This is a genomic window from Mesorhizobium sp. M7A.F.Ca.ET.027.02.1.1 (assembly GCF_004022985.1).
Classification (GTDB): Bacteria; Pseudomonadota; Alphaproteobacteria; order Rhizobiales; family Rhizobiaceae; genus Mesorhizobium.
On sequence record NZ_RZOL01000027.1, the window covers coordinates 1 to 19,312 of the forward strand.

Sequence of the window (19,312 nt, forward strand, 5' to 3'; positions counted from 1 at the left end):
TGGCGAAACCAAAGGCGACAGCGTCCTTCGCCCCGTTTACGGGGAGAAGGTGGCGGCAGCCAGATGAGGGGCGGCGCAAACGCCGATCATGACTCGCTAAACTTTGTAACGGTCACATTTTTCCCATGGTGCGCCACCTCCCTTTGCGGGCATCATGAAGGGCAACATCTTCCCACAGGACCCACCATGACCGCCCTTCCCGGCATCGCCGACATCCACGCCGCCGCCGCGCGTCTCTCCGGCTTGATCATCGAAACCCCCTTGATCGAATCGCAGGAGCTGAACAGACGCTTCGGGGGCCGCATCCTGTTCAAGCCGGAGACGCTGCAGCGCACCGGCTCGTTCAAGTTCCGCGGCGCCTACAACAAGCTGTCGTCGCTCAGCGAGGCGGAACGCAGCCAAGGTGTCGTCGCTTTCTCATCGGGCAATCATGCGCAGGGCGTCGCCGCTTCGGCCGCGATGTTCGGCGTCAAGGCGGTGATCGCCATGCCTTCGGACGCGCCGGCGATGAAAATTGCCAATGTGCGCAAGATGGGCGCGGAGGTGGTCCCGTTCGACCGCTTTCGCGACGACCGCATGACCGTGATCCGTCCTTACATGGAAAGAGGCATGGTGCTGGTGCCGCCTTTCGACGATCCGGCCATCATTGCCGGCCAGGGCACGATCGGTCTCGAATTGATGCGCCAGGCAAAAGCGCTTGGCGTCAACCTCGACGCGGTGATCGTCCCCTGTGGAGGCGGCGGCTTGTCGAGTGGCATCTCCGTTGCCGTCAAGGATGCCTCGCCTGACACCGCGGTCTGGGCCGTGGAGCCCGAGCATTTCGACGATACCCGCCGTTCGCTCGCCGCCGGCGCCAGGGTTTCGAACGAGCCCGGCCATAGCTCCATCTGCGACGCGCTGCTGACCGCCGAGCCTGGCGTGATCACCTTCGAGATCAACCGCAGGAACCTCACCGGTGGCATCGCCGTCTCCGACCAGGCGGCGGCGCAGGCGATGCGCGACGCCATGGCCTATCTCAAACTGGTGGTCGAGCCCGGCGGCTGCGTGGCGCTGGCGGCACTGTCATCGGGCGAGATCGAGATGTCCGGCAAATGCGTTGCCGTGGTGCTGTCCGGCGGCAATGTCGATTTCGGCACCTATGCCGGGATCATGGCGGCGGCTTGAGACGGCGATGTCCAAGGGAATCTGATATGGAGTATCTGGCGACGGGCTCCGCCTTGGATCACTCCTCGCCCGCCGCCAAATCGTCGCCGCGCTGAGCATGGTCATCTACCGCCCGCTCACGCGTTCCGAGCTGCCCGACGATACGGCATCCCTTGCCCGCACCCTCATCGGCAAGGTCGTGGTGCGCGAGCTGCCTGAAGGCATCGCCAGCGGCCGCATCGTGGAGACCGAGGCCTATGTGACCGGTGACGCCGCCGGACACGGTTACCGGGGGATGACCCCGCGCAACCGTTCGCTGTTTCTCGAACCCGGGCACGCCTATGTCTATCTCGCCTACGGCATCTCCTACATGCTCAACGTTTCGAGCGAGATGGCAGGGGTCGGAACCGGCGTGCTCATCAGGGCGCTCGAGCCGCTCGAAGGCATTGCGCTCATGCGGCTCAATCGCGGCATCGACCGCTTGCGCGACCTGGCGCGAGGACCGGGAAGGCTGGCCCAGGCATTGCGGATCGATCGTTCCCTCGACGGGCTCGATCTTTGCCGCAAAGGCCCGCTATGGCTGGCAACCGACGAGCATCAAGCCGGCGACATCGCCCAAGGCGTCCGGATCGGCATTACAAAGGATGCCGATCGCCCGCTGCGGTTTTACGTCAAGGGGAGCGCCTTCGTCAGCGGCCCGAAATCGCTCAACGGTTAGTGGCAGTTACAAACCATGGAGATTGGCGAAAGCATTTCTCCCTTCCGCAAAGGCTGGTGCCAAGACGGAGGTCGTGCGGCATCTAATCCAGCGTCCGCCTGAACCGCACCAGTGCCACGCCGGCAAACAATGCCACGAACACCACCAGCCAGCCGATCTCCGTTGCCACCGCCGGCAGTTCGGCGCCCTTCAGCATCACCGCGCGGGTGATGCGCAGGAAATGCGTCAGCGGGAAGATCTCGCCGAAGATTTGCGCCCAGTCCGGCATGCCGCGATAGGGGAACATGAAACCCGACAGCATGATCGACGGCAGGAAGAAGAAGAAGGTGAGCTGAAGCGCCTGCATCTGCGTGCGGGCGATGGTCGAAATCGTGTAGCCGAGCAGCACCAGCGCCAGCACGAAGATCAGCACGGCGGTCAGGAGCAGCGACATCGATCCGGTGAAGGGGATGGCGAACAGCAGCTTCGCCGCCGCCAGCACCACCACCACCTGCACGCCGCCGACCGCCAGATAGGGCAGCACCTTGCCCAACATGATCTCGAGCGGGCTGGACGGCATCGCCAGCAGGTTTTCCATCGTGCCGCGCTCGGTCTCGCGCGTCAGCGCGATCGAGGTCATCATCACCATGGTCATCTGCAGGATGACGCCGAGCAGGCCGGGCACGATGTTGTATTGCGAGATGCCTTCGGGATTGTAGCGCCGGTGTACGACGACATCGAGCCGACCCTTGGCGGCCTCGGCGGCGGCTTCCTGCGTGCCTTGCGCCCTCAGCAGCGCCTGGCTGGCGACTGTGCCGAGCGTCGAAATGGCGCCGCTGGCCACCGCCGGGTCGGTGGCGTCCGCCTCGATGAGTATCTGCGGGTTGCTGCCGCTCTCCACCCTCCTGGCGAAATCGGCGGGGATGGTGACGACGAAGGCGACGTCGCCGCGCGATATCAGGAACTCGGCCTCGGCGGCACTTTGCGCGACATGGTCGAAACGATAGTAGCCGGTGGTCTGCAGCGCCGCGACAATGGCACGCGTGTAGGGATCGTTGCTCGTCGCCACCAGTGCGGCAGGCAGGCTTTTCGGGTCGTTGTTGATGGCGTAGCCGAAAAGCACCAGCTGTATCAGCGGCACGCCGAGCATCATGGCGAAGGTGATGCGGTCGCGCCGCATCTGGATGAATTCCTTGATCAGCAGCGCGCCAAGCCGGGCGAAGGAAAAGACGCTGTTCATGCCATGTTGTCCTTCGAGCCGGACATGAACTGGATGAAGACGTCCTCGAGGCTGGTTTCGCCGGGCGAAACTTTCACGCCCTTGTGCTCTTTCTCGACGTCGGCGAGTGCGGCTTCGAGCTTCTTCCTGTCGGAGCCGACGACATGCAGCGTCGCGCCGAAAGGCGCCACCTGGTCGACGCCGGAGCGGCCCTGGAGCGCTTCGGCGACCTGATCGAGCCGCGGACCCTGCAGCACAAACGTGGTCAGCCCGGCATTTTTCACCACCTCGGCGACCGTGCCGGTGGCCAGCATCTTGCCGTAGGAGATATAGCTGATGCGGTGGCAGCGCTCGGCTTCGTCCATGTAGTGGGTGGAGACCAGTACGGTCAGCCCGCCGCTGGCCAGGCGATGGATCTCGTCCCAGAATTCGCGCCGTGCCTTCGGATCGACACCGGCCGTCGGCTCGTCAAGCAGCAGCAGCTTCGGCTTGTGCATGATGCAGGCGGCCAGCGCCAGCCGCTGCTTCCAGCCGCCCGACAAGGTGCCGGCCAACTGGTTGCGGCGCGTGGTCAGGCCGAGGTCTTCAAGCGTCCCGGCGACATATTCCTCGACCGGCTTCAGCCGATAGAGGCGCGCCACGAATTCGAGATTCTCGCCGATCGTCAGATCCTCGTAGAACGAGAATTTCTGCGTCATGTAGCCGACTTCACGCTTGATGCGCAGGCTGTCGGTGCGGATGTTGAAGCCGAGCACCGTGCCTTCGCCTTCGTCCGGCGTCAGCAGGCCGCACATGATGCGGATGGTGGTGGTCTTGCCCGAACCGTTGGGGCCGAGAAAGCCGACGATCTCGCCCTCGGCGACCGACATCGTCACATGGTCGACGACGGTCTTGTCGCCAAAGCGCTTGACCAGGCCATGGACGTCGATGGCGTTCATCTTGCGCTGTCCGCGAGATCAACATCGACGATCTGGCCGGGCTGCAGCGGCCCGGCATCGCCCTCCGGCCGCGCCTCGACCAGGTAGACCAGCTTCTGCCGGTTCTCCAACGAATAGATCACCGGCGGCGTGAATTCCGGATCCGGCGACACGTAGCTGACGCGCGCCTTCACATCCGGGCCGCAGCCGTCGCAATGGACGCCGAGCAAGGTGCCGACCTTGACCGAGGAGAAGGCGCTCTCCGGGATGTAGACGCTGAGCTTCACCGCGCCGTCGGGCAGGATCGAAATCACCGGCGCGGTCGGACCTGATGTGTCGCCCGGATTGCGGATGACATCGTTGACGCGGCCCGGCGAAGGCGCTGCCAGCACCCGCTTCGATAGCCGCCACTGCGCCTGCTCCAACGCGGCCTGCGCCTGCTTGACCTGATTGTCGGCGGCCTTGATCGTTTCGGCCCGTGCAGGCAGGCCGCCGACGGCGAGATTGGCATTGGCCTGGCCGACCTGCGCATTGGCCGTTTCGAGCGTGGCCGACGCGGTGTCGAAATCGGCCTGCGTACCGGCGCCGCGCTTGAACAGATCGGCGGCGCGGTCGTATTTGCGCTTGGCGTCGGCGGCCTGGGCGCTGGCCATGTCGACCTCGGCCTTCAGCACGGCGATCTCTTCCGGCCGCTTGCCGATCTGCAGGTCGGCCAACTGCGCCTGCGCCTGGGCAAGGCCTGCCTGCGCCTGCGCAACCGCGATCTTGGCATCGGCACTTTCCAGCGTCACCACGGTCGTGCCAGGCACCACACGGTCGCCGCGCTTCACCGTGACGGTCTCGACCTGCGCCACCTCGATCGGCGCCAGAAGCACGTAGTCGCCTTCGACATAGCCGACGGCCAGCGGGGCAGCCGGGGCACAGGCCGAGAAGAGCTGCGCGGCGAGCGGCAGCGAACACAGAAAGCTCATGGTCTTTGCCCCTTCATGCTTTGCTCTTTTTGGAAGCCAATATGGCCTTGAGATTACCCGATGTGACCGCAACCACCTTGGCCGCCTCGGCGGCGCCGATGTCTTTCCAGCCCATGCGGCGCATCACCGCCTCGCGGCCGATGCGGAAATAGATGACCTGGCCAATCAGCGTGAACACGGTGAGCCTTGTGGCCTCGCTTTCGGCGGGCTCGCCGGTCGCCTGTTCCCAGAGCTGGCACAGCCGGCGATGCGTCGGCTCGAAGACGCCGTCATAGATGCGGTCGAGGGCTGCCGTCGGATGCGAAAGCTCACGCAACACGAACTGCACGATCTCGCCGGCCTGCGGGCTGGCCACGACAAAGCCGACCATCCGCTCCAGCGCCGCGAAGAGTAGCGCTTGCGCCGCCTCCGGATTGGCTGGTCCCGGCGCAGGCGCCTGTACATTGCCGAGCGCCTGGCCGGCTACACCCTGGATGGTCTCGACGATAAAGTCGGCGGCAGCGGCGCGAAGACCCTCCTTGCCGCCGAAATGATAGGCGATCGAGCCTATATTGGCTCGCGCCTCGGCGGCGATCTCGCGCGTCGAGGTGCCATCGAAGCCCTGCCTTCCGAACAGCTTCAGCGCCGCCTGGACGAGGGCCGCGCGCGTCATCTCGGCGGGCTCGCGGCGAAGAATTTTGGGCTCAGGCAGTTTGATCATGAGCGCAGTTTAATCAATCGATTGATTAAAGTCAAGTTCTGTTCGTCATTATCTTGCCATCGACGGCGGCAAACGCTTTAGTGCCCGGCCATGGGCAAGGAAGTCGAACGAAAATTCCTGGTCACCAGCACCGCATGGCGGGAACTGGCCGAGGCCAATATCCGCATTCTCCAGTTCTATCTCGCTGCCGGCCCCGGGCGCACGGTGCGCATCCGCATCAGCGATGGCGGTTCCGCCAAGCTGACACTCAAATTCGGCAGCAAGGCGCGCGAACGCGACGAATTCGAATACTCGATCCCGCTCTCGGAGGCGGTGGAGATGCTGGACTTCGCCATCGGACGTGTCATCGAGAAGACACGTCACCATGTTAGGCACCGTGGCTATCTCTACGAAATCGATGTCTTCGGCGGTCCGCTTGCGGGACTTGTGATCGCCGAACTTGAGACGCCGGAGGACGTGCCGGACGAAATGCTGCCTGATTGGCTCGGCCGCGAAGTCACCGGCGAGTCAAAATTCTACAACGCGTCGCTCGCCCTTGGGGGGATACCGGAGATCGCCGCATGAGCTTTCGTATCGATCCGCGCCTGCCGCTGACCGGCGAGGTCAGGCGTATCCTTGCCGAGGAAATCGGCAAGGCGCTGCATCACCTTGACGCCGCACGGAGCCGGCCGGAACAGGCGCTGCACAAGTGCCGCAAGCGGCTGAAGAGCGCCCGCGCCCTGCTGCGGCTTGTTCGTTCCGGCGACGAAACATTCTGCGAGACCGAGAACCAGTGCTATCGCAATGTAGCAGGCCTGCTTGCCGGTCCGCGCGAGGCGACAGCGCTGATCGAAACCATCGACCGGCTGGCGGCGAGCTTTCCCAAGGAGAGCGCCGACGATGGGCTTACTGCTGCGCGCGACAGGCTGATCGCGCGCCAGCATGAACTGCACGAAGGCAGCGGGCTCGAGGCGGCGATCGGCGCGGCGACCGCCGCTTGCGAGGATGGCCTCAAACGCGTCGAAGCGTTGGCCTTGCCCGACCAGCCGGAACAGGCGGCCGACGTGCTTGCCGAAGGTGCCCGCGTCACGCTGCGCCGTGCCAGGAAGGCGCTCGACAAGGCCAGATCGCGGGGCGCGGCCGATGATTTCCACGATTTGCGCAAGGCGGCCAAGACCCACGGCATGCATCTGTCGCTGCTCGGCAGGCTGTGGCCGACACCGATCAAGGCCCGGCGCAAGGCGGTCGACGAACTGGGCGAGCGGCTGGGCGACCTGCACGATGTGCTGGTGATGCGCGCGCTGCTCGAGGCCGACGACCAGCCGCTCGGGCTGCCCGAGGACACGAAACTTCTGGGCAAGCTGTTGAAACGGTCGGAGAAGCAGCTGAAGAAGAGCTGCCTGGCCGAAGCGGCCGAGCTGTTCGGCGACAATCCCAAACGCTCGACACGCAAACTGGCCCGCAAGGCGCGCGACGATCTGGCTGCGCCGCCGGAACAGGCCGCGGCATCGTAGGACGCTCTTCCTCGCGCTCCGGACGGGGGAGGAAGGCGTGCGCTAGCCCTCATTACCCGCCCATGCTAATCGCCATGGGGCATGACCGAGCCCGGCGACACGCTTCTGGATCGACTTGGCCGCTGGCTTGCCGGCCGGCTGCAGGGGGAATCGTCCGGCTACGAGCCCTACACTCCGTCCGATGCCGAAACGCTGCGCCGCACGCTTGAGCCGGGCGACATCCTGCTGATCGAGGGCAACCAGAAGATCTCGGCGGCGATCAAGTACCTGACCCAGTCGACCTGGTCGCATGCGGCCTTCTATATCGGCGATGCCTTGCCCGCGCCGGAAGACGGCTCGGAGCGGCCGCGCCTGATCGAGGTCACGATCGGCGAAGGCTGCGTCGCCGTGCCATTGTCGCGCTACCGCACCTACAACACCCGCATCTGCCGGGCGAGCGGGCTGGCGCCGGAGGATCGCGACAAGGTCGTCGCCTTCATGATCGGCAGGCTCGGCCTGAAATACGACCTCAAGAACATTTTCGACATGCTGCGTTTTTTCTTGCCCACACCGCCGGTGCCGGTGCGCTGGCGCCGCCGCATGCTGGCCTTCGGCTCCGGCGATCCGACACGGGCGATCTGCTCGACGCTGATCGCCGAGGCCTATGGCCAGATCCGCTATCCGATCCTGCCCGAAATCACCCGTGCGCCCGGCCGAGCCTCCGCGCAGTCGAACTATTCGCGCAAGGAAATCCTGCACATCCGCCACCACTCGCTCTACACGCCGCGCGATTTCGACCTGTCGCCCTATTTCCGCATCGTCAAACCGACGCTGGAATATGGTTTCGACTACCGGCAGATGGTCTGGGACGACAAGGTTGCCGATCCCGGGGCAAAGGCCGCCGAATAGACGCGATCAAATGAGTCCAACAGCATGGACGGCACGGCAGCGCCGCCCGGCAGGCGGCGCTTTGGCGTCAGTGCTTGCAAGCCGCAGCGCGCACGTCCGAGGGAGTGGCATCATAACGGCGGCGGAACGCCCGGTTGAAATAGGAAAGATCGTTGAAGCCGGCCTCGTAGGCGATCGCGGTGATGCTGCGTCCGGCATGGCGCGGATCGCCAAGCATGCGATGGGCACGCGCCAGCCGCTGGTTCATCATGAAATCAATCAAGGATGTGCCATCGCTCTCGAACAGCTTGCGGACATAGCGGGCCGACAGTCCGTGGCGGGCGGCGACGTCCCGCGCCGACAGGTCGACATGGCCACCATGCGCGACGATATCGGCCTTGATGGCGCGCAAGCGGGCAACGCTGACGCCACGGCCGCGTGCGATCTGGGCCGCATCCCTGGTCGCGCCCATGGCGAGTGCGGCAAGGTCGAAGACATGCGTCGTCGCAAGGTGACAGGCCTCCGCAGTCAACTCGTCTCCGACCTCCTGGATCGAGTTGATATAGTCGAGCAATAGCCGCATCGCCCCGCTTTGGGTCGGCAAGGGCCGCATAAGGACCGCTGCCGGATCGCCGATCAGAGGCGAAAGCTGCTTGCGCGAAAAACTCAGATTGATGAAGCGGAACCCGCCGGCGCCGATCAGGTTGAAGCCAACCTCTTCACCGCTCATCATCAACGCCTGGCCGTTGCCGACCGCCTCCTCGCGGCCGCGGTGCTTCATCACGCTGCCCCCATCGAGGGCTGCCAGAAGAACGAAGTCGTCGTTGTCGATCAGCGACGATGTGCGATGCACCCGGAATTCCGATGAGCTGCCGGTGGCGATGCCGAGGCCCGGCAACGCGCGCACCCGCATGTCGATCTGCGCCGGCGCCAGCGGATCGAGGTCCACCCTCAGAACCGTGCGGCCGTAAACCTCGCGCGTAATCTCGACGCGATCCCGCTCCGGAAACATCTCCGTCGCCAGCCTGAACGAAGCTGATGGCCCCATCGTCGCAGTCATCGACACCCCCATGCCAAGAGCGCGGTCATATGCGCCGCGGCCTGCAAAACGTCAATGCCGGGCCGTTTTGGCCGCTTTCAGTGCCGTTCTGTCCAAGCTGTCCCCCTTTGATGCCCCTAGTTTGCGGCGCGATTCCGAAACCGGGACCGTATTGGCGGCAATCCAAGGGGGCACGATGTTTCATTTGCAACTGTTCAAGACGCTGTCGGCACTGGCTGCGGCGGGCTTCAATCCGCGTGCCTATCTGCTGTCGATCGCGTTGGGCAACACGGTGACCGATCACCGCGAGGTCAAGCTGCCGCCGCGCGCTGCCCGATGATGAGGAGCACCATGAAAAAAAGCATTTTCGTGGCCCTGACCATTGCCCTGGCGGGCTGCCAAACGGGCCAGGCCGACAGCAACCCGGCATCGATCGCGAGCGCGGCCGGCAGCAACAAGGCCCGGAACGAACCATCGACGGAAACCGCCTGCGCCGAGGCCGCGAAGAAGGCGGCGAAGGCGCAGACCAATGCGGCTCTGCTCGGCGGTGTCCTGTCGATGGCGGGGGGTCTTGGCGGTCTGGCCGGCAATGGTGGGGTCATTGCCGGCCAGGCCGCCTCGATCGGCGGCTCGGTTCTGCAGTCCCAGGCGACGAGCAGTGCCCGGGCCGGCGTTGTGGAGGACTGTTATGGCTGAGCGGCGTTTCGCAGCCATGCGCCGGCTGGCCGGCGCGCTCGCACTTGCCGGCATGATGTTCGACAGCCCGCATGCCTTGGCGCTGACAGCGCGGGATGCGTCGGCGGTCGTCGGCCTGATCGAGGCCTTGCAGCCCGAATTCGGTCAGTTCGCCTATGACGAGGAGATCGCCGCCGACTGGTACGAGCGCGATGCCGCGGACAAGGGCTTGATCGGCACAGCCGGCTTCACCGCCGACAGCTGGAAGGTCGCGCTTGGCGAGACCATCCGCGGGTTCCTGGCGACGATGCCGGTCGCGGAACTCGATGCCATTTTCGTCAAGCTCAGGAATGCCATATCCGGCATGAGGGAGCTGACCGACGCACAGAAGACGGAGACCATCGCGGCCATCGACGAAGAGGTCGAAGGGTTGATGGCTTTGCGGGCCGAGGGCGACCCCTTCGCCGATGTCGTCAGGCCGCTGACGCCAAAAATCCGCAGCCTCATCCTCGGCCCGGCGATGGGGCGATAGGATGTTGGGCAACAGCAAACGGGTGGCGGGAAAAGCAACTCCGAGCGGGAGCCTCGAGGCCGAACATCGCGGCATTTTTCCAACCACGGCACGTGTCAGGCGGGGCAGCCCGATCGCAATGCTTATCTGCCTGCTGGCTTCCAGCTGCAGCCAGACGGCCGCCAGCCCGCCGATCACGCCAGACCAGCATGCGCAATTGGCGGAGCTGGCGGCCGGCCCGGACTCGCCGGAAGGTCTTGGCGAAGCCCTGGCTGCAGTCGAGGCGACCAAGAAAATGCAGGATTGCCGGGCGCGCATGAACGAGACCGCCGGGCAGATGAAGATGATGGGCGCGGTCAATGGCGCCGTCGGCACCGCCAGGGCCGTGCGCGGCCAGCTCAGCCGCCAGATGCAATCATGCTGAGACGATTGCGAGCTCCTCGAGATCGCGCAGATAGAGGAACATCGAGGCCTCGCTCAGGCCCTGCGAGCGCATGATGCCTTCAGGCGTGAACTTTCCGACAGATGCAGGCGCTTCACATGGCGGCTATATCATGCCGAAACCGCAACAGCACCCTGGTTTTCGGCTCTGTGTTCGACCCAGACAGGACCGGTTCATCCCGACCGCGGATGCTCACCGGTCCATGATCGCGCGCATTCAACTGTGTCGTGGGCGATTCCGCCTTCGCGGCTTCTATCAGTCGTGACCCAAAGCAAATGTTTGCCTGAAGTTCACGGCAAAGCGCCTGCAAACGGCTGGCGACGTTGACGGTGTCGCCCACCACCGCGAAGGAAAGATTGCGCTCGCTGCCGACCGCACCGATGACGACTGCGCCATATTGTGCACCGATCCGAACGTCCAGCGACGGGTATCCCCTGGACACCCGCTGCACATTCCAGTCTTCGAGAGCGGCGATCATCGCTTCAGCGCACTGGATGGCTCGGGTCGCGTCGTTATGGCTGGCTTGCGGAACCCCGAATGTGGCCATGATGCAATCGCCGATATAGTTGTCGACGGTGCCATGGTGGTCGAAAACGACCTGCTCCATGCGACGGTGGAACTGACGCAGAAGTTCGAACACTGCTTCGGCCGGATGATCCTCGGAATAGTGTGTGAAACCGACGATGTCGGCGAACAGTACCGCGATATCCTGCCGGCGGACCGGGCCGAAGGGCTCGTCATCCGCGGCGAGCTGGTCGACGACATTTGGCGAAAAATGCCGGGCGAGATTGGCGCGGGCGCGCTCTGCCTTGACATAGTCTTCCGACAGATGTCGGGAACGAGAGACGACCAGCGCCATGATCGCGCCGATAATCAGCACAACCAGCACGTTGGTCGCCTGCGCGAATGTGTCGACGAAATTGGGATTGAGATAGAGGTTCAGTCGCTCTGTCGTCGGCAGCGAATAGAGGTTCGTCGCCGGAAGGACGGTTCCCGCATGAAGAATCACCCATCCCACCCCGATCGTCCACGTCAAGGCTGCGAGCGCTCCGAGATAGAGCGCCAATCGGGTCGAAAGGGTCAGCGCGCCAAGGCACACGAAAATCAACAGGAATTTGAAGCTGCCTTCGCGCAGTTGCATCGCGGCCGGCGCGACCTCCAGGGAAAACGGGTTGGGCGTTACCAGCAGAACGGTCAACAGAACGATGTCCAGCGTGCCGACGAGATAACCGATCCACCATGGCGCGTTGCGACGGCGCGCAAAGCGAAACTGGATCAGGCCGACGAGCTGGAACAACATGAGGCCCGCCAGCACGAAGAGCAGAGAGGCATCCCAGCGGCTGATTAATGAAAAGAAGCAGGAGATCACGGCGAGCGATGCCGTACGCGCCCAGAACTGCAATGCAGCACCTTGGCGTTCTGCGCGCTCTCGCAAATTTCTCAGCCGTGAATAGCGGCGAAGTTCAAGTGTTGGCGCGGTCGGCATAGGATCACTTCGATTTCGCGGGGACGTGTCACGCATTTGGCAAACCCGCCTTCTACTGGCAAATCAGTGCGCGAACTCTACCATGATTGCGGTTTCATTTTTGAAACGCGGCTGCAAAGAGTAAAATGTCCGGACAAAGGACCACGGTGAAAGCTGAAGCAGGATAGGCGGAGGCTTCCCTGTTCAGGTCACGAAGATTGGTGCATTCGACGCCGCCGCGAAGCGACTTTCCTTGCATCTGGGACTAAAGTGGGCCCGCTCGCCTAAAGCGTGCTCCCCGCTTGCTTGAGATCAAAAAGTTGACGTTCAAGCGACCGCCGGCCGGCAAATCCCGGCCCCTACCGCACCTCGATCTTGCCTTTCAGCTGCGCCCGCGCCTCCTCGATCGACGCTGCATAGGTCACCAGCGGACGCTTCACGCCGTGGTTGATCAGCATGCGCCGGATCTGCGGCGAGGCACCTGATATGATGAAGCGGACGCCGGCGCGCCTGGCCTTGTGGGCGGCGCCCTCGATGACGTTGGCCGCCGTCGAATCGAAGAACGGTACGGCCGAGCAATCGAGGATGAAATTCCTGCGCTGGTCGGCGATGCGGTCGAGTACCGTGCCGACGGTCGATGCCGCGCCGAAGAAGAAGGCGCCCGAGATGCGGTAGACCACGGTGTCGGCGTCGGTCGCCTCGCTGGCATCGTAGGCGTTGGCGCTGTCGGCGACATCCTCCTGCACCAGCGGCTGATCGGCCTCTACCGCAGTCGACTTGGCCATGCGGTCGATGAACAGGATCGAGCCCAGCACGAAGCCGACGACGATGCCTTCGGTGAGATCGCGGAAGATGACGAGCAGGAAGGTCGCCGTCAGCACCAGCGCATCGCCGCGCGAGGCACGCAGCAAGGTGGCGAAGGCCTGCTTCTCGAACATGTTCCAGCACACGACCGCCAGCACGCCAGCCAGGGCTGCGAGCGGGATGTAGCTGGCGAGCGGCGCCGCCACCAGCATCAAAGCGAGTAGGATGGCGGAGTGGACGATGCCCGAAACCGGTCCGTGGGCGCCGGCCCGCACATTGGTCGCGGTGCGGGCGATGGTGCCGGTGGCGCAGATACCGCCGAACAGGGCGGACGCGATGTTGGCGAAGCCTTGCGCCACCAGTTCGCAGTTGGAACGATGCCGCCGGCCCGTCATCCCGTCGGCGACCACCGCCGACAGCAGCGATTCGATCGCGCCGAGCAGGGCAAAGGCAATGGCATCCGGCAGCACGTCAATCATCCTGCCCAGGCTCACCGGCGGCAAGGCAGGCATTTGCAGGCTACGCGGGATGCCGCCAAAGCGAGTGCCTATCGTCTCCGCGGGCAGCGAGAGAAGCGCCACGACCAGCGATGCCAGCCCGATGGCGATGAGCATGGCAGGCCATGTCGGCCGCCAGCGCTTCAGGCCGGCGATGGTGAAGATGGTCAACACCGCCACGAAGGTCGCCGCAAGATTGATGGTGCCGGCCGCCTCACCGACCGCGATCAACTTCGGCACCAGCGGTCCCGGCTCCCTGCCGGCAAGCTTCAGCCCGAACAGTTCGACGATCTGTCCTGAAAAGATGATGACGGCGATGCCGGCGGTGAAGCCGACCGTCACCGGATAGGGAATGAACTTGATGTAGGTGCCGAGGCGGAGATAGCCGATGGCGAGCAGGAAGACCCCTGCCATCATCGTTGCCAACAGCAGTCCATCGATGCCGACCCGGGCAACCGTCGCGGCCACCAGCACGATGAAGGCGCCGGCCGGACCACCGATCTGGAAGCGGCTGCCGCCGAGGGCCGAAATGATGAAGCCGCCGACGATCGAGGTGTAGAGGCCGCGCTCGGGCGTCACGCCCGAGGCGATGGCGATCGCCATCGACAAGGGCAGCGCGACGATGGCGACCGTCAGCCCGGCAATGGCGTCCGCCTTGAAGTCGGCGAACGTGTAGCCCTCGCGCCAGACCGTCACCAGCTTCGGCGTGAACAATTCGGAAAATGTCGGCTTTACCGGCCTATGGGCCGACCTGTGGGCCGGTTGATGCACTGCCCGCTGCGTCTGGTCCATGGACTGCCTTTCGCACCCTGAAAGGCGGCGGGATCGTCGGCAGGGCTGTCGGCGGTCGCCGTCGCGACTTTATGCCGGCTCAGCCTTGGGATCCCGCGGCACGGCAGGCTTGAGGCGCACGCCCCGGCCGCCGCGCTCGCTGGTCTGGTTCTCGCCGATCAGCTCCACCCCGGCCTCGTCGAGAGCCTGGATGACCTTCATCAGCGTGTCGACCACGCCCCTGACCACGCCATCGCTCGCCTCCATGCGCTGGATGGTTGGAAGCGAAACGCCGGCGCGCTCGGCGAGCGTCTTCTGATCGATGCCGGCCAGCGCCCTTGCGGCGCGCATCTGCGCGGCAGTGATCATCGGCCGGAATCCCCGTCTGAGTCTGCAGGAATAAGGTATAATACCATTATTGTGATGTTTCAAGCATTAGTATGAACGTCTGAGACGTAAGGGGGCGGCTGACCGATCATTAGATACTTCCCGGGATTGTGCCTAGGGTGTCCATCTAGGCAGGGGGTAACGCGGTTGAATTCTTCAAGACCTTCATGACCTGGGCGGCCTTGCTGTCGGTGGGCTGCGGGCACGGGCTGATCGACCGGCTGATCTAGTCTCCAGTCTCGCTGTCGCCGTTCAGGCGCTGCCCGCGCCATCGCTGCCACGCCCGGGCAGCGAGCCAGCACAGCATCGCCCAGACGAAGCCGGCGCACCAGCCGGCAAGCACATCCGATGGCCAGTGGACGCCAAGATAGATGCGGCTGATGCCGACCAGCAGCGTCGTCAGCACCGCCAGCGACAGCACATAGATCTTCGTCGTTCGACCGGGCAGGAAGCGTGCCGCCAGCGCGCCGAGCGTCAGATAGGTCACGGCCGACAGCATGGCGTGGCCGCTCGGAAAAGACAGCGTCGTTTCGTTGACGAGATGCGAGACGAGTTCGGGGCGCGGCCGGTCGATGCCGGCTTTCAGCAGGCTCGACAGCACCTGACCGCCGGCCACCGCCACGAAGATGAAAAGGGCGGTCGCCGGCCTGCGGATAAGCAGGAGATAGACGATTACCGCCGTCACGATCAGCACCAACACGCTGCCGCTGCCAAGACTTGTGATGTCGCGCATCGCCCCTTGCAGCCACAGCGGGCCGATCGGGCTGTCAGGGCGCCCCGCCTGGCGGAAGGCGAGCAGGATCTCGGTGTCGAAGGCGTGCGGCGTGGTGGCGCGCGCAATCTCCATCAGCTCCTCGAATCCCCACAGGCCGGCGGCGATGACCAGGCCGGCCAGCAGCACCGGGAATTCGACCCGGTTGAGCAAAGCGTTCGCGGCGTTCTTCATCGGCAATTCGCCCGTTACAGCCGGCCTTGCAGATAGGGTCCGAGCGTGATCAGCGCCACCGCTGCGATCGCCAGCATGATGCCGGTCGCCTGCAGCGCATTGACGCGCTCGCCGAAGAAGACCAGCGCCACGACGTTCACGGAGACCAGCTGGATGACGGCGGAAAGGCTGAACGACACCGACATGCCGAATTCGCGGATCAGCCGCAGCATGATCAGATTGCCCAGCGAATAGAGCGCCAGCGTCAGCGCTATCTTGCCAAGGCTCGGCGCAAGGCCCCATTGCTTGGCGGCTGTCGCCGCCAGCAGGAAAATGACCGTCGAAAAGCCGAGCTGCAGCAATCCCGAAAAACTCAACGTTTCGTCCCCTCTCGGAGCGGCTCCCGCCGCGTGCGTCGCGGACGTTGTTTCCCAAGCGCGCCGGGACGTCAAGCGACCTCGACCAAACGAAGCCCTTGGCAATGGCAAGCCGGAAGCTCAAAGTACTAACATCGCCCAATCTGTCGGTTCGAAGGGCGGTCAGGGGCTCATGATTCGCAGTTTTCAAAACCTGATGCGGCGCTGGAGCGAGCTTTCCCTTGCCCTGCAATTCGTCGTTGCCGGCGGCTTTGGCCTGCTGGCCGTCATGTTGGTGGTGGGCACCTGGGTGACGGCGCAGATCCGGGACGGCGTCATCCGCAATTCGGCCGCCACGACGGCGCTCTATGTCGACAGCGTGATTGCGCCGCTGCTTCCCGACTTGCGCAAGGACCAGGAGCTCAGCGAGTCCGTCAAGCAGGCGCTGGACGAGACGCTTGGCCAGGGCGCGCTCGGCAAGCGCCTCGAATCGTTCGTGCTCTGGCGCCGCGACGGCACGGTTCTCTACGCCAAGGAGGCGTCCCTGATCGGCCGCCGCTTCGGTCCGAGCGACAATCTGCGTTCCGCCTTCGAAGGCAATGTCGTCGCTGAATTCAATACATTCGAAGATGATGAACGCGAGGAGAAGGCTACCGGCTTGCCATTGCTGGAGATCTACAATCCCGTGCGCGAGCCCTGGTCGGGCGAGGTGGTGGCGGTCACCGAGTTTTATGAAATCGCCGACGATTTCCAGGCCACCCTGGCGTCCGCCCTGTGGTCGAGCTGGCTGATCGTGGCCGGCGCGACGCTCGCGGCATTCCTGCTCCTGTCGGGGATTGTCCTGCGCGGCAGCCGCACCATCGACGATCAGCGTGGGGCGCTGCGCCGCCAGGTTTCGGAGCTGCAGGGTCTGGTAGTGCAAAACAGTGCTTTGCGACTGCGCGTGCAACGGGCCTCCCGCCGCGCCACCGCGCTCAACGAAAGATATCTGCGCCGGATCGGCGCCGACCTCCATGACGGCCCGGCCCAACTCGTGGCACTGGCGGCGCTGCGCATGGACAGCCCGATATTTTCCAGCGATGGCCATTCGAGCGTAAGCCGTTCGACCGAGGTCGCAATGATCCGCAAGACACTGGAGGACGCGATGCGCGAAATACGCGGCATCTGCACCGGCCTTGTTTTGCCGCAGATCGAGACGGCTGCCGCAACCGACATTCTGCGGCTGGCGGTCAAGGAACACGAGCAGAGGACGGGAACGTCGGTGACGCTGACGCTGACCGGACAGTTGCCAGAGCCCGGCGCCTCCGAGAAGATCAGCATCTATCGTTTCGTCCAGGAAGGGCTGAACAACGCCTATCGCCATGGGTTGGGCAAGGATCAGGCGGTGAGTGCGGGGATGAAAGGTGGCCGGCTTTTTGTCGAAGTGTCGGACGGCGGGCCCGGCTTCGATCCGGCGGCACGGGTCGAGGGTCTCGGCCTCGCCGGCCTCAGGGAGCGGGTCGAAAGCATTGGCGGACAGTTCGAAACCTTGACCGGGCCGCAAGGTACGCGTTTGGTGATCCGTCTATCGGTCGAGGAGCAAGCATGACTGGGACCATTCGCATCGCCATTGTCGACGATCACCCCCTCTTTCGCGAAGGTGTGACGCGCAGCCTGTCGGAGATCGGAGGCTTCGAGATGGTTGGCGAGGGCGCCACGGCGCAGGATGCCGAACGCCTCGCCACGACGGTGCGGCCTGACATCTTGCTGCTCGATATCTCCATGCCGGGCGGCGGGCTGACCGCCGTCGCAAGCATCCTGGCCAGCCATCCGGCCCAGAAGATCGTCATGCTGACCGTTTCGGAGGCCAACGCCGATGTGACAAAGGCGCTGAACGCAGGGGTGAATGGCTATGTCCTCAAAGGCGTCGGGTCGCGCGGGCTCGCCGACATCCTGCGCAATGTTGCAGCCGGCGAAAGCTATCTGTCGCCGACGCTGTCGGCCCGGCTGCTTTCGGATCTCCAGTCCCAGCAGCCGACCGACGGCATTGCGGAACGGCTGCGGCAGCTCACCGATCGGCAGACGGAAATCCTGCGGCTGGTGGCGGAGGGGCTGAGCAACAAGGAAGTCGCCTTGCGGCTTGAGCTGCAGGAGAAGACCGTCAAGCATCACATGACCGGGGTGCTGTCGAAGCTCAATGTGCGAAACCGCACCGAAGCGGCCTTGATGATGCGTGAGTTGCGCGACCGCGACAGGCCTTCCTAGAGCAACGAGAGCATGATGCCGAAAGGTGTGAAGCGGTTTTCGGAAGACATCATGCTCTATCTCTTTGATTTAGAGGCGGATTCAGTTTTCAGGCCGCTTCGACCTGAAATCATCCGGATTGCGAAAAACAATAATTGAACGGTTGCGTGCCTCCGCAAGGTGCGGACCGCGCAAAGCGCGTCGCGCCTCGGGACCGGCGTGGCACCGCCAAAACGATGTCACCTCCGCCGGGGGGCGGCGGAGGTGACGTGCAAAGCTGACCGTTGCCTGTTGGCCAGCTTCACAAGGCCTTGAGACGATCGGCATCGGCCGGCGTGGCCTGGCGGTCGATGATCGTGCGACCGAGCGCGTCCTTCATGCTGAAACGTCCGTTCTCGAGCTTTTCCGTTATGCCGTCGGGATGCCGGACCGTGATCTTGTTACCGGTCACGTCGATCTTGTCACCGGTCTTTGCATTGACATGGCTTCCGCTCTTACCCTGATTGGATCCCGATTTGCCGCTATTGCCGCTGTTGCCGTTCCCGCTGTTCCCGCCATTACCGCCGCCGGAATTGCCGCCGCCACCACCGCTGTTACCGCCACCCTTGGCGTATGCGCTGGCGGTGTGAATGCCGGGAACGGAGCCGTCCAGGACAATTTGGTAGGGAGCAATCGTCAACGCCAGCGCCGCTGCCGATTTGAGCGCCAGCCGGCAACAACCGGTCGTGACCGATCTGTGCATTTTGATCTCCGACGACTGAGCCCGGCGCGCCCCACCCCAACGTTGCAGTGCAACAACATTGCCGAAAGACGCGGCGCCCGGAAGCGACCTCCGACCGTTGCGGTTGTCAACTAGGACCTTTGCAAGCGCAAGATTGGACTAAAGTCCCAAGCGTATGCTACATTAGCTTTGCATGAACGGCGCCGCGACCGCCATCGTTAAATGGGAGACTCGCTTTCCCTACGCCTGACGACGGCAGACGCCGAACATCAAGTCACCTCCGCCGGGGGCGGCGGAGGTGACTTTGTCGAGCCGGCTTTGTGCGTTGATCGGTTTGCAGCGGCTGACGCCATGCGCCGTCGCAGGAGGCGCGGCGAAACATGCCGCCGAAGGTCTCCTTCATCTCGAAAAGTCGATTCCGGAGCAGTTCACGGCCTTCGGGAAGGCTGAGCCAGCGCTGCGCGTAATGCAGTCGCGTCTGAAAGGTCC

22 protein-coding genes are annotated in these 19,312 nt (G+C 64.1%); 11 read left to right on the forward strand and 11 right to left on the reverse strand.

Going from position 1 to position 19,312, the window contains the following annotated elements; genetic code table 11:
* Positions 1–186 precede the first annotated feature (186 nt).
* Positions 187–1,164, forward strand: coding sequence for a threonine/serine dehydratase (locus EN749_RS05360; protein WP_128362692.1), 978 nt, complete (start codon positions 187–189; stop codon positions 1,162–1,164).
* Positions 1,165–1,261: 97 nt separating this feature from the next.
* The gene (locus tag EN749_RS05365) at positions 1,262–1,861 is read left to right on the forward strand and encodes a DNA-3-methyladenine glycosylase (RefSeq protein ID WP_128362693.1); all 600 of its coding nucleotides are present in this window, start codon (positions 1,262–1,264) and stop codon (positions 1,859–1,861) included.
* Positions 1,862–1,943: 82 nt separating this feature from the next.
* Here EN749_RS05365 and EN749_RS05370 read toward each other — a convergent pair whose 3' ends face one another.
* The 4 genes from EN749_RS05370 to EN749_RS05385 are packed head-to-tail and all read right to left on the reverse strand — an operon-like array spanning position 1,944 to position 5,647.
* Positions 1,944–3,080, reverse strand: a complete 1,137-nt coding sequence (locus EN749_RS05370) for an ABC transporter permease (RefSeq protein ID WP_128362694.1) — start codon at positions 3,078–3,080, stop codon at positions 1,944–1,946.
* Positions 3,077–3,997: an ABC transporter ATP-binding protein gene (locus tag EN749_RS05375; RefSeq protein WP_128362695.1), complete on the reverse strand. Its 921-nt coding sequence runs from the start codon at positions 3,995–3,997 to the stop codon at positions 3,077–3,079. Before EN749_RS05375 ends, EN749_RS05370 begins: the two co-directional genes overlap by 4 nt.
* Complete coding sequence (locus tag EN749_RS05380) at positions 3,994–4,947, reverse strand: HlyD family efflux transporter periplasmic adaptor subunit (RefSeq protein ID WP_128362696.1); 954 nt, start codon at positions 4,945–4,947, stop codon at positions 3,994–3,996. The genes EN749_RS05375 and EN749_RS05380 overlap by 4 nt, the downstream gene beginning before the upstream one ends.
* Before the next feature lie 13 nt (positions 4,948–4,960).
* Positions 4,961–5,647, reverse strand: a complete 687-nt coding sequence (locus EN749_RS05385) for a CerR family C-terminal domain-containing protein (protein ID WP_128362697.1) — start codon at positions 5,645–5,647, stop codon at positions 4,961–4,963.
* 90 nt (positions 5,648–5,737) lie between these two features.
* On the opposite strand from EN749_RS05385, the gene EN749_RS05390 reads away from it, so the two are divergent.
* From EN749_RS05390 to EN749_RS05400, 3 genes are all read left to right on the forward strand, one after another.
* Entirely contained in the window at positions 5,738–6,211 is a 474-nt protein-coding gene (locus EN749_RS05390; protein ID WP_127268427.1) for a CYTH domain-containing protein, read from the forward strand.
* Positions 6,208–7,140, forward strand: a complete 933-nt coding sequence (locus EN749_RS05395; RefSeq protein ID WP_128362698.1) for a CHAD domain-containing protein — start codon at positions 6,208–6,210, stop codon at positions 7,138–7,140. The genes EN749_RS05390 and EN749_RS05395 overlap by 4 nt, the downstream gene beginning before the upstream one ends.
* Before the next feature lie 81 nt (positions 7,141–7,221).
* Complete coding sequence (locus tag EN749_RS05400; protein ID WP_127808496.1) at positions 7,222–8,028, forward strand: YiiX/YebB-like N1pC/P60 family cysteine hydrolase; 807 nt, start codon at positions 7,222–7,224, stop codon at positions 8,026–8,028.
* A gap of 67 nt (positions 8,029–8,095) precedes the next feature.
* Here the strand turns inward: EN749_RS05400 and EN749_RS05405 are convergent, their stop codons facing one another.
* Positions 8,096–9,067, reverse strand: coding sequence for an AraC family transcriptional regulator (locus EN749_RS05405; protein WP_128362699.1), 972 nt, complete (start codon positions 9,065–9,067; stop codon positions 8,096–8,098).
* A 175-nt stretch (positions 9,068–9,242) separates the two neighbouring features.
* On the opposite strand from EN749_RS05405, the gene EN749_RS05410 reads away from it, so the two are divergent.
* From EN749_RS05410 to EN749_RS05425, 4 genes are read left to right on the forward strand one after another with little or no spacing between them, the layout of a single operon-like run.
* Complete coding sequence (locus tag EN749_RS05410; protein ID WP_127331916.1) at positions 9,243–9,386, forward strand: hypothetical protein; 144 nt, start codon at positions 9,243–9,245, stop codon at positions 9,384–9,386.
* An 11-nt stretch (positions 9,387–9,397) separates the two neighbouring features.
* Complete coding sequence (locus EN749_RS05415; RefSeq protein ID WP_127398858.1) at positions 9,398–9,742, forward strand: hypothetical protein; 345 nt, start codon at positions 9,398–9,400, stop codon at positions 9,740–9,742.
* Positions 9,735–10,253: a hypothetical protein gene (locus tag EN749_RS05420; RefSeq protein ID WP_128307096.1), complete on the forward strand. Its 519-nt coding sequence runs from the start codon at positions 9,735–9,737 to the stop codon at positions 10,251–10,253. Before EN749_RS05415 ends, EN749_RS05420 begins: the two co-directional genes overlap by 8 nt.
* Position 10,254: 1 nt before the next feature.
* Positions 10,255–10,656 carry a hypothetical protein gene (locus EN749_RS05425; RefSeq protein ID WP_128288869.1) on the forward strand — a complete coding sequence of 134 codons (402 nt, stop codon included), beginning with the start codon at positions 10,255–10,257 and terminating at the stop codon, positions 10,654–10,656.
* A 112-nt stretch (positions 10,657–10,768) separates the two neighbouring features.
* Here EN749_RS05425 and EN749_RS05435 read toward each other — a convergent pair whose 3' ends face one another.
* The 5 genes from EN749_RS05435 to EN749_RS05455 all read right to left on the reverse strand — a co-directional run bounded on the left by EN749_RS05435 (position 10,769) and on the right by EN749_RS05455 (position 15,900).
* Positions 10,769–11,974: an adenylate/guanylate cyclase domain-containing protein gene (locus tag EN749_RS05435; protein ID WP_245491273.1), complete on the reverse strand. Its 1,206-nt coding sequence runs from the start codon at positions 11,972–11,974 to the stop codon at positions 10,769–10,771.
* Positions 11,975–12,498: 524 nt separating this feature from the next.
* Positions 12,499–14,232 carry a SulP family inorganic anion transporter gene (locus tag EN749_RS05440; protein WP_128288868.1) on the reverse strand — a complete coding sequence of 578 codons (1,734 nt, stop codon included), beginning with the start codon at positions 14,230–14,232 and terminating at the stop codon, positions 12,499–12,501.
* Between the two features lie 69 nt (positions 14,233–14,301).
* Entirely contained in the window at positions 14,302–14,580 is a 279-nt protein-coding gene (locus tag EN749_RS05445; protein WP_127320695.1) for a helix-turn-helix transcriptional regulator, read from the reverse strand.
* A gap of 244 nt (positions 14,581–14,824) precedes the next feature.
* Entirely contained in the window at positions 14,825–15,544 is a 720-nt protein-coding gene (locus EN749_RS05450; protein ID WP_127267185.1) for a phosphatase PAP2 family protein, read from the reverse strand.
* A gap of 14 nt (positions 15,545–15,558) precedes the next feature.
* Positions 15,559–15,900, reverse strand: coding sequence for a hypothetical protein (locus EN749_RS05455; RefSeq protein ID WP_013528672.1), 342 nt, complete (start codon positions 15,898–15,900; stop codon positions 15,559–15,561).
* A gap of 172 nt (positions 15,901–16,072) precedes the next feature.
* Here EN749_RS05455 and EN749_RS05460 point away from each other — a divergent pair, with 172 nt between their 5' ends.
* Together EN749_RS05460 and EN749_RS05465 are read left to right on the forward strand one after the other, a co-directional pair.
* A complete protein-coding gene (locus tag EN749_RS05460) occupies positions 16,073–17,467 on the forward strand; it encodes a sensor histidine kinase (protein WP_127396981.1) in 1,395 nt (464 codons plus the stop codon).
* Positions 17,464–18,123 (forward strand): response regulator transcription factor, encoded by a 660-nt coding sequence (locus tag EN749_RS05465; protein WP_023813468.1) that lies wholly within the window; start codon positions 17,464–17,466, stop codon positions 18,121–18,123. Before EN749_RS05460 ends, EN749_RS05465 begins: the two co-directional genes overlap by 4 nt.
* A 280-nt stretch (positions 18,124–18,403) precedes the next feature.
* Here the strand turns inward: EN749_RS05465 and EN749_RS05470 are convergent, their stop codons facing one another.
* Positions 18,404–18,844: a hypothetical protein gene (locus EN749_RS05470; RefSeq protein ID WP_128362700.1), complete on the reverse strand. Its 441-nt coding sequence runs from the start codon at positions 18,842–18,844 to the stop codon at positions 18,404–18,406.
* Between the last annotated feature and the right edge of the window lie 468 nt (positions 18,845–19,312).